This is a genomic window from Streptomyces sp. NPDC056231, from assembly GCF_048270745.1.
Lineage (GTDB): Bacteria > Actinomycetota > Actinomycetes > Streptomycetales > Streptomycetaceae > Streptomyces.
Genome location: NZ_JBLVKW010000136.1, coordinates 1 through 12,200 on the forward strand (window position 1 = coordinate 1; position 12,200 = coordinate 12,200).

A 12,200-nucleotide genomic window follows, 5' to 3' on the forward strand; every position below is an offset into this window, starting at 1 on the left:
TGGCTGCCAGCACAGCCCGTTGCCCTTCCAAACCGCTCATGCCAGACCAACGAATCACCGAGCGGAAAGCCACGAGTTAAAGATCTGCACGCCCTAAGGCCGCAGCCGTCCTGGCACGCTCGGACAGGGGCTGACCCAGTTCCCGCCAGTAGTCGATCCATCCGGCCATGCCGAGCACCAGCACACCGGACGGCGCATTGACGGATCCCAGGTCAACGTAGATCTCAGGCATGCGCCGATTGTGTCTTCCCGGTGCGACCGGATTCGGTGGGGGGGTATCGGCACCCGTCGCCGGAGCCTCCGCACTGCGGTGACGGGTGCACACCGTCACGACTTCACTCAAATGAGTGACGATCGCGACCTGCAAAGCTGTCCTGCCGCAGCGCAATCGGCGGGAGCCACGATGCTGACCTGCGTTGTTGCCATGCCGTTTGAGAATCTCGGGCTCGCCGTTCTCAACCGACATGGCAGTCGCAAAAGAGGCTCCATCCTTACCGGCTCTGGTCGAGGGGGCCGCCGCCAAGCCGAACGCTGAGCTGGGCGCCCAGTTCGCGGAACCCTAGGGCTACAGCCACACGCTGTGATGGATAGGGCCGTGCTCTCCACTGCGGCAGCAACCCGGCATCGAGGGCATGGGCCACTGCTGCGGACGCCACGGCCCGGGCCAGGCGCCGGCCCCGACAGTGCGGGGCAACCAGCACACTCAGGTGGGCAACCGACTGCGGCCAGGACCGATACCCGGCTGCGGCTACCACCTCATCACCCCGGCGAAGACAGAACGCGGGAGAAGAGATGTCCTCCAGACCGCTCTCGCCGGCCTCCTCCTCCCCGGCCAGGGCCAGCAGCGCGGCCAGGTCGCCATCACCAATCGGCAACTGCTCGACCCCGGTACCTTTATGCGCAGGAAGAAAGCCGTCCCGGCCGAGATAGAAAAGCGAAGCTGGCCCGAGAACATCGAGAACGGGCAGCACCGCACGCAGACGAGCGATGTCAACGACCTCTTCGTGGGTCATCTTCCGCGCGGCGTCGTCCACCATCCCGGCGGCCTGCACGCTCGGCGCAGTGACGAGGGCGGCGTCACCGATCCGCACGATCCCGGTCCACGATGGAGGACACAACAGCGACCCGGGCGCGACCACAACCATTGCCCCTCCTGAAGGACAGAACTCGACCCGTGTGCCCGCAAGCTCCGTCCAAAGCTCCCGGGCGCGCATGAGCAAGAGATCGTCAGCCATGGCCGCATCCTGTCGTCTCCGCAGCCGGGGCGCGACCAGATTCCTCCCGGACAGCCGTACCGCAAAACTCAGACCAGCCGTCATCCACTGAGAATCCGCCACATCGCATCGCGGCTCGTGTCATAGAGCACAGCCCTGACCAGCGGATTTCTGTGCTGTCTCAGGTCGTGTCGTTCAGCTGCAGTCTCAGGAACGTGTCATTTCCTCAGATCAGAGATCGATGAGCATGAGGACTTCGTCGCGATCGTCGCCGGACCCGAAGCGGAGGGCTCCTGGCCAGCGCCCGATCTCCTTCCAGCCGAGGCTTCCGTAGAAGGTCTCCAGCCCCTCTCCAGCACGTGCAGCCAGGTGCAGTTGCTCAAGGGCCATATCCTCACGCGCGATGCGATGAGCTTCCTTCACCAAGGCGCTGCCGATTCCCTGCCCTCGTCTGCTGGTGTGGGTTTGAACGTGGTGCAGCGTTCCCCAGTGGGCGATGAGGGCGTAGGTATCGCGGCGAATGTTGAGCCAGCCCACCAGTTCGCCATCGTCCAGGGCCATCAAGAGGCGGCTGGTTCGGGGGGCGAGGCATTCGAGGATGGTCTCAAGGGCCGGGGCGGCATCCCGTTCGTCGATGGGAGGGAACGGGAAGCCAGCAGCGCCGCCGGCGTTGGAGACATCGATCCAGCAGTTGATGAGGGCCTGGCGCTGGTCCTGGTCGATGTCCTGCGCGGTGGTCGCCTGTGCGAAGCGGAGCGAGTCGGAATGCATGCGGTGAGGGTCCCAGCAACCACTGACAACGGACGGCTCCGTCACTTCCGGTGCTTCTTGACCGCATCAGCCACGCGATTCCCGAATTGGGTGGGCTTCATGGGCCGTCCGCGTTCCGCGCGTTCGAGAAGGCGCTCTCCCAGCTCGCGTTCCAGGCGTGCGACCTGCGAATCTCAACTCAGTGTCGGATCCGACTTCGATCCGACATCGACCGTGAGATTCCGACACGAAATTTGAGACCCTACAGGGCAGGATCAGGTCAGCGCCATATCGACGAATCGGGAGTAGTGCAGCTGGTTGGCCAGGGTGATGGTGGCGGTGGGCCCGTTGCGGTGCTTGTAGATGATCACGTCTACCTCTCCGGCACGGGCGGACTCGGGTTCGTAGGCATCGTCGCGGTAGAGCAGCGCCACGATGTCCGCGTCCTGCTCCAGAGACCCTGACTCGCGCAGATCGGCCTTGGTGGGCCGCTTGTCGGCGCGCATCTCGGGACCCCGGTTGAGCTGGGCCAGCGCCAGGATCGGCACCTGGAGCTCCTTGGCAAGCAGCTTGATGCTGCGGCTGATCTCCGAGACCTCGCGCTCCCGGGACTCCTGTCGGCCGCCGATGGTGACGAGCTGGAGGTGGTCGATAACAACCAGGCCAAGGTCGGGTTGGTGGGACTTCAGTCGGCGGAGTTTCGTGAGGGGCGGTACGCATCGTGGCAGAGACCGGGAAGTCGGTCCCCAAGGTCGCGGAGGACCTGGGGATAAACGAGACGACGCTGGCGAGCTGGGTCTCGCGGGCGAAGCGGGCCAGGAAGGCGACCGCCGAGGACAGGGACGCGTTGATCGCGCAGCTGACGGCGGAGAACGCGGCGTTGAAGAAGGAGAACAAGGAACTGGGGATGGAGCGTGATGTCCTCAAACGCTGCATGGTCCTGTGGGTGAAGCACCCGTGGCGGACCCGGCCGCTGTGGCCGGGGTGATCAGCGACAACAGGACCGAGCACGGCATCCCGCACACCGTCTCGTGCCGCGCCCTGGGCGTGAGCGAGTCGTGGTTCTACAAGTGGCGTGAGAGGCGGCCCACCGCTCGTGAGCTGCGCAGGCAGCGGCTGGCCGACGAGATCGCGGAGATCTTCAGCGAGTCCGACGGCACCTACGGATCTCCGAAGATCTTCGTCCTGCTGATCCGACGGGGTTGGCGCGTCTCGGTGAACACCGTCGCCAAGCTGATGGCCGAACTCGGCCTGGTGGCAAGGGTGGTGAGGCGTCGGCGAGGTCTGACCCGGCCGGGGAAGCGGCCGGCCGCGCCGGACTACGTGAAGCGGGACTTCACCGCCGAGGCACCCGATCTCGTCTGGTGCGGCGACATGACGGAGATCGTCACCGAGGAGGGCAAGCTCTACCTCGCCACGGTCATCGACCTGTTCTCCCGGCGCCTGCTCGGATACGCGATGGGCGAGCGTCACGACGCCACCCTCGTCATCGCGGCACTGCACATGGGGCGGGCGTCCAGGGAGCGGGGTACGAGTTTGGAGGCGCCAGCCCGGCAGACGGCGGCGGGGCTGAGTCCGAGCTGGGTGGAGAAGCATATGTCGGCGATATGCCGTGCTGCTTAGGCTCCAGGTATGCGTGTGTTGATCGTGGAGGACGAGCCCTACCTGGCCGAAGCCGTCCGGGACGGTCTCCGGTTGGAAGCGATCGCCGCCGACATCGCCGGCGACGGCAACTCCGCTCTGGAACTGCTCAGCGTCAACTCCTACGACCTCGCGGTCCTCGACCGCGACATCCCCGGCCCCTCCGGCGACGAGATCGCCCGACGAATCGTCGCCTCCGGCAGCGGCATCCCGATCCTCATGCTCACCGCTGCGGACCGGATCGACGACAAGGCGTCCGGGTTCGAGCTCGGCGCCGATGACTACCTCACCAAACCGTTCGAGCTCCGGGAGCTCGTCATGCGGCTGCGGGCGTTGGACCGCAGACGCGCGCACGCCCGACCCCCGGTCAGCGAGATCGCGGGCCTGCGGCTGGACCCCTTCCGCCGGGAGGTCTTCCGCGACGGACGCTACGTCGCTCTCACCCGGAAGCAGTTCGCCGTGCTCGAAGTCCTCGTCGCCGCCGAAGGCGGTGTCGTCAGCGCCGAAGAACTCTTGGAGCGGGCCTGGGACGCCAACGCCGACCCCCTCACCAACGCCGTCCGCATCACCATCTCCGCCCTGCGCAAACGACTCGGCGAACCATGGCTCATCGCCACGGTGCCCGGCGTCGGCTACCGAATCGACACCGGCATGGACACCACCCACCACCCTGGCAGCACTCATGAATAGGCGCCCAGGGCTCAGCGCCCGCCTGAAACTCACCATCAGCTACGCCGGATTCCTCCTCATCGCCGGCACTCTCCTGCTGGCCGTGGTATGGGTGTTCCTGCTGCGCTACGTACCCGACAGCCCCCAGGGCCTTCTCGGGGTCGCACCCAACCGCTACCTCCTCGTGCGCATGTTCGCCCCCGCCGCGGCCATAGCACTGGCCTTCCTGCTGGCGTTCGGCCTCCTGGGAGGATGGATCCTCGCCGGCCGGATGCTCGCACCACTCACACGGATCGCAGACGCGGCACGGATGGCCGCGAACGGATCACTGTCCCACCGGGTCCGCATGCAAGGTCCCCAAGACGAATTCCGCGAACTCGCCGACGCGTTCGACATCATGCTCGAACAACTCGAATCCCACGTCACCGAACAGCAACGATTCGCCGCGAACGCCTCCCACGAACTGCGCACCCCGCTGACAATCTCGAAGACACTCCTCGGCCTCGCCCGCAACGACCCCACGCGGGACCAGAGCGAACTCATCGAACGCCTCCACACCGTCAACACGCGGGCGATCGACCTCACCGAGGCCCTCCTGCTGCTCAGCCGCGCCGACCGCAAGAGCTTCACCCGCGAGCCCGTCGACCTGTCCCTCATCGCCGAAGAAGCCACCGAAACGCTGCTTCCCCTCGCCGAAAAGCGCCAGATCACGCTCGACGTCACCGGCGAGAAGACACAGAATCTCGGCTCCGCGGCGCTCATTCTGCGAATGGTGACCAACCTCGTCCAGAACGCCATCGTCCACAACCTCCCCTCCGGCGGCACCGTAACGGTCCACACCGAAGCGCAGCACGACGCGAGCGTGCTGCGGGTCGAGAACACTGGCCATCGGGTCCCAGCGGAACTCCTACCGATCCTCACCGAACCCTTCCAACGCGGAACAGAACGCACACGCACCGACGAACATGTCGGGGTCGGCCTCGGGCTGGCCATCGTGCACAGCATCGTCCGAGCACACGACGGGACCATCGACCTCGCACCCCGCCCCACCGGTGGTCTCCTCGTCTCGATTCGACTTCCCGGCACGCCGCAGGCATCGTCCCCGAGCGGGGCCCACTAGATCGTAGATCGGCTCCGCGAGGGAGACTTCGCCGGTGGCGTAGCGGCGGCGGATCGTCCGCTGCGCTGATTTGGGGTGTTTGGGCTGCTTGCTTGAGCTTGCCCTTGCGCTTGCGCTTGGCCAGGGCCATGCCCTCGCGGATACGCAGGTGCCCCTGGTTGGCCTCGAACTCAAAGCGACCATGGCCAGGGTTCGCAGGAATAGGCGGCCGAACGGCCCGTCGACCCCTTCAGGGACTCCAGCGGCAACTGTTCTGTGGCCAGTTCCGCCATCCACTCAGGCGGACCCGTCTAGACCTTCCGGTGGATGCGCGTGCCGCCGCTGCGGTTCCCAGGCGTTCACGGTGGGGGCAGGCGGGCGGGCGTGACGGCGAACTCGTCATGCAAGCCCCGGCACCCATCGTCGCCCGCATGCTCGGCTACCACAACGAGAGCGTCGCCGGCATCGCCGCTCAAGCCGCCGGCCCCTGGAGCCGCTACGCCTCCGGCGACCACACACGGTGAGCGAATACACCCTCCACCCAAGGAATACAGTAACCGGGCTGTCGCGATCACCAACGGCAGGACCATCGCACTGCCGGCACGCGCCAGTTCCTTGATGCCGGGGATTCGGTGTATCGCGGGCGTATCGAAAAGCGCATACGCCACCGCAACAGTCTTCCGTCTTCAGTGGAGGCACGGGGACCACATGCATGGGTGATCGGTTTAGCAGTCGCCGGTAGACCTGCAACGGTCGATTTGTCGATCAGGAAAGGACCGTGATCATGGACTCGGATTCCGTACGTGGTATCAATCGGCGGCGGCTGCTCGGGTGGAGCGGGTTAGCGGCCGCCGGCGTGGTGGCCGCCGGCGCGCCGCTGGTGGGCGCCCGACCCGGGGATGCCGTAGCTGCGGGACAGCACCGTCCGACCTCAACCGACCCCGACATCCCACCGGACACCCGTCCCGGCGGAGCCTACGACCGGTACGTGGCGAAGCTGGCCGCCGAGGGCAAGTTCTCCGGCGTGGTGCTGTTGTCGCACAAGGGCCGGACGGTGCTGTCCCGCAGCTACGGCATGGCCGACCAGGAGAAGGGGATCCGCAATCACGAAGGCATCGCGTTCAGCCTCAGCTCGGCGGGCAAGCCGTTCGGCGCGGTGGCCATCTTGCAGCTGGCACAGCAGGGCAAGCTGAGCCTGTCGGACACGGTGGGCACCCACCTGAAGGGCTACGCCAAGGACATCGCCGAGCAGGTGACCATCCACCACCTGCTCTCCGGCACCTCCGGGCTGAACACCCCGGATGAGGACGTGCAACGCATCTTCCAGAGCCGGGAGGAGGTGCACGAGTATTACGAGCAGTGGGCCCGGCAGTCGAAGGTGGTGGCCCCGCCCGGCACTCCCACCGGCCACTCCGGCGCCGATATCGCCATCCCCGCGCAGATCGTGGAGGCCGTGACCGGCAAGACGTACTGGGACTACGTCCAGGAACACATCTTCGGGCGCTGCAGCATGACCGGCACGGCGTTCTACACCAGGCCGCAGTGGCTCACCGACGAGCACATCGCGCACCCGTACATGACGCTGGCCGACGGCAGCCAGGTGGACGCGGTCCGCAATCTGGACAAGGACAGCCCGAACCCGGCCGTACTAGGCAAGAATCCGGGCCGCAGCTTCATCGATGCTCCCGGGGACGGCGGCTTCGCCACCGCGCCGGATCTGGTCCGGTTCGCGCACGCACTGGGCGACGGCACGGTGCTGGACCGGCCCTACGCCGAGTTGCTCACCGGGGCCAAGATCCCCCACAGCGGTTCGTCGTCGTTCGGGGCCTACGACATGCCGGTCCATATCGTCAACGGCCAGTGGGTGTTCGGGCGCGGCGGTGGCAACCCCGGTGTCAGCGCCAACTGGAACATCTACCCGTACACCGGCTGGGTCGGCGTAGTCCTCGGCAACTGCGACGGCCTGCCGCTGCAGGAGATCACCGGGCGGGAGATGCAGGCCATCACCGGGGCTTCGCCCGGCGACGGGGGTGGTGGCTGAAACGGTCCGGCGGCAGACACGGAGAGAAGGGATCTCCTACAGCCCGGTGTGCCGGGCACGCGCAGGGCGCCATCGGCGGGCGCTGACACCGCCCGTTGGCCCTCAGGAACTCCAACGGACAACCGTCACATCTGTTGGGTCATTGAAGAAATCGCTCTGACTGCGGGGACACTTCGCGATCGGACGGAAGCGGAGGTAGCGTGATCATCAAGGGGTGGCACGGCTGGTTCGGTACGTTCACTGGCGTGGCCCTCATCACAGTGGCCGTGCTGCCGTTGGCCGCGCTGGCGGTGTGGGCTCTGGCAGGCCGTCGACGTGTCACCGGCACCACGCCGGCGTGGGCGCGGCGCACGGCGCTGGCCGAGGTCGGCATCGTCTACGGGACGGTGCCGTGGGTATGGATGATCATGTTGCCGGGCGGCCGGGCCGGCGCCGTTCCCGCTCGGGTGAGCCTGGTCCCGCTGCGGGACCTGCTCACGATCCTCGCAGGCGATCCGGTGACGGCGACGGGCCAGGTCATCGGCAACCTGCTGGTGTTCGCGGCGCTGGGGTTCTTCGCCCCGCTGCGGTTCGCGGCGCTGGCGTCGGTACCCCGGATCCTGGCGCTCGCGGCGGGCTGCTCGGTCCTGGTCGAGACCGCACAGTACGTCCTGCGGCTGGACCGGGTGTCCTCTGTGGACGACGTACTGCTCAACACCGCCGGCGCCGGGCTGGCGGCGCTGGCGTCGCGCCGCTGGTGGCGCGCTACAGCCAGAGCGTCGTCCGCCGACCAACCACAGCAATTCCCACGACCACCAAGCCATCGAGGTGATCCGGTCCAATCGGTCGCTGGCCGGGTAGATCGACCTGCTCGCCCCCAGGTGCGTGACGAAACTCTGGACCGAGAGGACCCTGGCTGCGCCTAGTGTGCCCTGTTCTCGTATAGCTACGGCGAACGGACTTGTAGCGCTGCGTGATGCTCGGGGCCGCACTCATCGTCAGGGCCGGCGGTGCAGCGGATAGCAGGTAGCAGCGGACAGCCGGATGATGGAACGCCGTCATCCGGCTGTCGGCATGTTCAAGAAGCGTGTGCAGTTTGGCTTTGGATCAGGGAGTACGGACCACCGCACCGGAGACGAACCACAGCTTCGTGGCGCTTTCTCGGCGGTCTGTCCTGATCGGAGCAGACCGCCCGGCTTGTGACGTGGGCTGTCGCGCGCCTTCCGGGTCAGCAGCCCGCACGTCTCCCACCTGTGCGGTTGCCAGGTGGTTTGGGGACGAGCGCGGCGTCGGGTCGGAAGTGCGGGCACGCGTCGACGCCGCTGGCGAGGGCCTGGACGCGGGCTGCCGGAGCGGAACTCGCGTGGACAAGCCTCCGGGTGTATGACCCGCTCGATCGCGCCGTGCGGTCGATGCGCTTTCCCGGCCGGTCGGACGGGCGGATCAGCGCAGTCCGGCGAAGAGATCGTTCTCGGGTATGGCCGCGCCGGTGGCGTCCTGGACACGTACGAAGGTCTCCATGCCCATCAACTCGCCGAACCTCTCCTTGCCCATCTTGAGGAAGAAGATGTTCTCGCCCTGACTGGTGTGCGCGGCCAACGCGTCGAACTTCTGACCGCTGAACCCCGTCGTGTCCACCCACGTGGTGATCTCATCGTCGGGGAGGCCGATCTCGGCCATCGCGGCGGCCTCTGCAGGATCCGGCTCCGGCATGTCCTCATGAAACTCGCGCATGATCTCGCCGAACCGCTTCATCATCGAGCGGGGCATCGTGGTCCAGTACACCTTCGGTGTCAGCGCGGTCATCTCCAGCGCCGCCATCGTGATGCGGTGGGCCTGGATGTGGTCGGGGTGGCCGTAGAAGCCGTTCTCGTCGTAGGTGACGACGACATCAGGTCGGTAGTGCCGCATGAGTTCCGCGAGTCGGGCCGCGCCTTCCTGCACGGGGGTATGCCAGAAGGATCCGGGGGTGTCGTTGCTCGGCCAGCCCATCATTCCGGAGTCGGCATAGTCCAGCGTCTCCAGATCGCTGACCTTCAGGACGTCACAGCTCGCCTCAAGTTCTTGATGGCGCATCAAGGCGACCGCCGCCGGATCGTGCCCGGGATCACCCGGCTTGACACCTCCCGGTCCGTCACCGCAACCGCCGTCGGTACACGTCACGAGAACCGTGCGGATGCCTTCCGCCGCGTACCGCGCGAGGACCCCTCCGGTTCCGGTGGCCTCGTCGTCGGGGTGGGCGTGTACTGCCATGAGCGTCAAGGGCCGGTCAGTCATGAAACAGTTCCTCCTGCAGAAATACGTGTTGGTCCGAGTGCGCGGCGTGCGTACCGCGATCCTGGGGCCCGGATCCTGGTGGGGCGGACGACCTTGTGGTCTCCGTGTTCCCCGCCCGTGCGGCGCCGGTCCCTCGGTCGATACAACCGTGCCGGCCGGGCCGGCTGTTCCCGGCGCGTCCGCTTGGGCGGAATCGGCAAACTCCGCGAACGCCCCCGCGGCAAGTCATACCAGCCCGGCGACGCATGGCCCGCACTCGCCCGTCCCACCTGGCGCCCCGACATCCGCGCCGCCATCGTCCAACGCCCGCGTCAACATGCATCGCAAGCTGATCAAGACTGCCATCGCCAGCCAGGCATCCACAGCCCCGGTCGGACACCTGCACTTCGACGAGGACGCACTCCTGCCCGTCGGCATCCTGTCCGATGCCGCGGTCTACCTCTGCGACAGCGAGAGCCCCGCAGAACTCCTTCCCCACACCCCCGACGGAAGCCACGCACCGGGCACCTTCCGCCTCGGCGTGAGCCCCGGCATGGTCAAGCACGAAGGCACCCGCGACCTGATGTGGGCCGTCAACCTGCTCGACCAGGGCCACAACCCCGCCAACTACATCAAGCCCACCGACATGTTGGTTCTCAAATCCCGTGTCATTTGCTCAGTCGCGATGTCATCAGGCTGGCCGATCTGACACGGGATTGAGAATCACTGCTCACTGCCGTCAGCGCGCGACGTCGGGTACAACTGGCTTACGGCAGCTGATCACACTGGTGACACCCGTGCGAGTGAGCAGGTAGTTTGCGGGAGTACAGAGAGAAGAGTTCGCATGGACTCCCGGATCGCCCGCATCCGGCGCAAGCTGGCCAAGGTGCCCTACGCCGCGCTGCGAAGCCACTCCTTCGGTGAAGAGAAGCACGAGTTCCGCCTCGAACCCCCGTTGCCGGACACGAAGGTTGCCGAGTTCGAGGCCGACCACCACATCGAACTGCCCGATCCCTACCGCAGCTTCCTGACCACACTGGGCGGGGGCGGAGCATCGCCTTTCTACGGCCTGCTGCCGTTGCAGTCATGTCGGCTGTTCACGATGGACCCCCGAGGCGAGCCCAGCCGCCCTCGGGGTTTCACGTTCGCCGGCGGCCCGCCTCACCGAAGTGACCTTTTCCTGCACATCATCGAGGCAGGGTGCACCGACCTGGTGCTTCTCGGCATCACCGGCCCACTGGCCGGCCGCGTCGTCACCGGCAACGCCGACGGCTTCTGGGGCCCGAACGTCTCGTCGGCCACCGACTTTCTGGCCTGGTATGAACGCTGGCTCGACCACATGCTCGACGGCCGCGACAACCGTGATCTGGAACTGACCTCGCCCGCCCTGCGAGAGCCTCTCGACCGCCTGCTGAGGAAGCACCGCAGCCGAGGGGATCTGTCACGCAACTGAGAATCCGGAATCATTCCATCCGATTGAAAACGGACCGAAGGCACTGGTCGCGCAGTCGGTCACATGACATTGAGGCTGAGAACCTACACGACAACGACGACGAATAAGGAGAAGACCGGTGGGACACATCGACGACGCACTCGCCCGCGCAGAACGCGACACCGCCACCCGACCCCTCCCAGCCACCACGTACAGCCAGGTCAAACACCTGCTGAAACAAGCCGAGATGGCAGACCGCCGCGCGCGGCGTGGCACCGACCTCAAACCCGCCGGCAAAACCGAACTCGCCCGCCGAGTCGGCCAGCATATCGGCGTCTCCGGGCGCACCGTGGAACGCTACGGGACAAGAAGATCGCACACGCGACAGGCGAGCACGCCACCCGCCTCAAAGCAGCGGTTGAGCAGACCTGGCAGCCCAAGGTCAAAGAAGCAGCCCGGACCAAAGCGGCCGAACGCGGTGGCATCACCGTCGAGACTCGCGTGAGGTTCGGCTTCACCGCCGCCCCCGGCAGTACCGACGGCAGCCGCGTCCGTCTCATTACCCAGCACCTGCCCGCCAGCCACGCCGCAAGGCTCTTCACGGCCCGCGAGGCCGGTGCTCGAGCCCTGGTTAATGAGCCCCGGTCTGGAAAGCCGGAGATGGGCGGGGCGTCAGGGTTGTGTTCGAAGGCTTCCCCAGTGGCAGCTTCGAGCTGGTCAGCGTTGGTGCAGGCGGCCTCCATCTGACGCAGCAGAGCAGCAGTCTGTCGGCCGAACGCCTCCTCCACGTGAAGCAGTTGATGGAGGTACTCGCGGTAGAAGACCTCGTGAAGCCGGTCGGCCTCGGCTTCGATGCCGCGTAGGCGACCAGCCTGCCTGAGCAGGGACTGGAGACGTCGCCGAGTGAGACGGGCGGGTCGAGAAGTCCAATGCCCCCTTCGAAGCCTTCTTCCGCATGGGCCTTCGGCGCCCTCCTCAGGTGAGCAGGCCCCATCAGAGACACCGAGGGCGGTTCAAGGCTGCTTCGGGGCCTCCCCCCTGATCGTGGACATCTCGGAGGCTGGATCATGGGTGGTCCAGGGAGAAGAGGGGTCCCGAGTGGGGACATACAGGTATCCG

General features: G+C 66.5%; 15 protein-coding genes and 2 pseudogenes. 11 read left to right on the forward strand and 6 right to left on the reverse strand.

The window, feature by feature from the left end; genetic code table 11:
* Positions 1–76: 76 nt before the first annotated feature.
* The 5 genes and pseudogenes from ACNPQM_RS42140 to ACNPQM_RS42160 all read right to left on the reverse strand — a co-directional run.
* Positions 77–232 (reverse strand): hypothetical protein, encoded by a 156-nt coding sequence (locus ACNPQM_RS42140; RefSeq protein ID WP_418088141.1) that lies wholly within the window; start codon positions 230–232, stop codon positions 77–79.
* 259 nt (positions 233–491) lie between these two features.
* Positions 492–1,235 (reverse strand): GNAT family N-acetyltransferase, encoded by a 744-nt coding sequence (locus ACNPQM_RS42145; RefSeq protein WP_418088142.1) that lies wholly within the window; start codon positions 1,233–1,235, stop codon positions 492–494.
* A gap of 210 nt (positions 1,236–1,445) precedes the next feature.
* Positions 1,446–1,985, reverse strand: coding sequence for a GNAT family N-acetyltransferase (locus ACNPQM_RS42150; RefSeq protein ID WP_418088143.1), 540 nt, complete (start codon positions 1,983–1,985; stop codon positions 1,446–1,448).
* Positions 1,986–2,026: 41 nt separating this feature from the next.
* The gene (locus ACNPQM_RS42155; RefSeq protein WP_418088154.1) at positions 2,027–2,140 is read right to left on the reverse strand and encodes a hypothetical protein; all 114 of its coding nucleotides are present in this window, start codon (positions 2,138–2,140) and stop codon (positions 2,027–2,029) included.
* Positions 2,141–2,239: 99 nt separating this feature from the next.
* Positions 2,240–2,665: pseudogene (locus ACNPQM_RS42160) on the reverse strand (DnaB-like helicase C-terminal domain-containing protein); the annotation flags it as partial.
* 20 nt (positions 2,666–2,685) lie between these two features.
* On the opposite strand from ACNPQM_RS42160, the gene ACNPQM_RS42165 reads away from it, so the two are divergent.
* The 7 genes from ACNPQM_RS42165 (at position 2,686) to ACNPQM_RS42195 (ending at position 8,319) form a co-directional block, all read left to right on the forward strand.
* Positions 2,686–2,952 (forward strand): transposase, encoded by a 267-nt coding sequence (locus tag ACNPQM_RS42165; protein WP_418088144.1) that lies wholly within the window; start codon positions 2,686–2,688, stop codon positions 2,950–2,952.
* Complete coding sequence (locus ACNPQM_RS42170) at positions 2,922–3,587, forward strand: IS3 family transposase (RefSeq protein ID WP_418088145.1); 666 nt, start codon at positions 2,922–2,924, stop codon at positions 3,585–3,587. The genes ACNPQM_RS42165 and ACNPQM_RS42170 overlap by 31 nt, the downstream gene beginning before the upstream one ends.
* A gap of 9 nt (positions 3,588–3,596) precedes the next feature.
* The gene (locus ACNPQM_RS42175) at positions 3,597–4,295 is read left to right on the forward strand and encodes a response regulator transcription factor (protein WP_418088146.1); all 699 of its coding nucleotides are present in this window, start codon (positions 3,597–3,599) and stop codon (positions 4,293–4,295) included.
* Positions 4,288–5,394, forward strand: a complete 1,107-nt coding sequence (locus ACNPQM_RS42180) for a sensor histidine kinase (protein ID WP_418088147.1) — start codon at positions 4,288–4,290, stop codon at positions 5,392–5,394. The genes ACNPQM_RS42175 and ACNPQM_RS42180 overlap by 8 nt, the downstream gene beginning before the upstream one ends.
* A gap of 380 nt (positions 5,395–5,774) precedes the next feature.
* Entirely contained in the window at positions 5,775–5,897 is a 123-nt protein-coding gene (locus ACNPQM_RS42185) for a hypothetical protein (RefSeq protein WP_418088148.1), read from the forward strand.
* Between the two features lie 260 nt (positions 5,898–6,157).
* Positions 6,158–7,414 carry a serine hydrolase domain-containing protein gene (locus tag ACNPQM_RS42190; RefSeq protein WP_418088149.1) on the forward strand — a complete coding sequence of 419 codons (1,257 nt, stop codon included), beginning with the start codon at positions 6,158–6,160 and terminating at the stop codon, positions 7,412–7,414.
* A 200-nt stretch (positions 7,415–7,614) separates the two neighbouring features.
* Complete coding sequence (locus ACNPQM_RS42195) at positions 7,615–8,319, forward strand: VanZ family protein (RefSeq protein WP_418088150.1); 705 nt, start codon at positions 7,615–7,617, stop codon at positions 8,317–8,319.
* 517 nt (positions 8,320–8,836) lie between these two features.
* Here the strand turns inward: ACNPQM_RS42195 and ACNPQM_RS42200 are convergent.
* On the reverse strand, positions 8,837–9,670 hold the full coding sequence (locus ACNPQM_RS42200; RefSeq protein ID WP_418088151.1) for a PIG-L family deacetylase: 834 nt from the start codon (positions 9,668–9,670) through the stop codon (positions 8,837–8,839).
* Positions 9,671–9,856: 186 nt separating this feature from the next.
* On the opposite strand from ACNPQM_RS42200, the pseudogene ACNPQM_RS42205 reads away from it, so the two are divergent.
* The 4 genes and pseudogenes from ACNPQM_RS42205 to ACNPQM_RS42220 form a co-directional block, all read left to right on the forward strand.
* Positions 9,857–10,358: pseudogene (locus tag ACNPQM_RS42205) on the forward strand (hypothetical protein); the annotation flags it as partial.
* A 135-nt stretch (positions 10,359–10,493) separates the two neighbouring features.
* The gene (locus ACNPQM_RS42210) at positions 10,494–11,102 is read left to right on the forward strand and encodes an SMI1/KNR4 family protein (RefSeq protein ID WP_418088152.1); all 609 of its coding nucleotides are present in this window, start codon (positions 10,494–10,496) and stop codon (positions 11,100–11,102) included.
* Between the two features lie 63 nt (positions 11,103–11,165).
* Positions 11,166–11,828 carry a telomere-protecting terminal protein Tpg gene (tpg, locus tag ACNPQM_RS42215; protein ID WP_418088153.1) on the forward strand — a complete coding sequence of 221 codons (663 nt, stop codon included), beginning with the start codon at positions 11,166–11,168 and terminating at the stop codon, positions 11,826–11,828.
* The gene (locus tag ACNPQM_RS42220) at positions 11,762–11,944 is read left to right on the forward strand and encodes a hypothetical protein (RefSeq protein ID WP_418088155.1); all 183 of its coding nucleotides are present in this window, start codon (positions 11,762–11,764) and stop codon (positions 11,942–11,944) included. The genes tpg and ACNPQM_RS42220 overlap by 67 nt, the downstream gene beginning before the upstream one ends.
* The last annotated feature ends 256 nt before the right edge of the window (positions 11,945–12,200 follow it).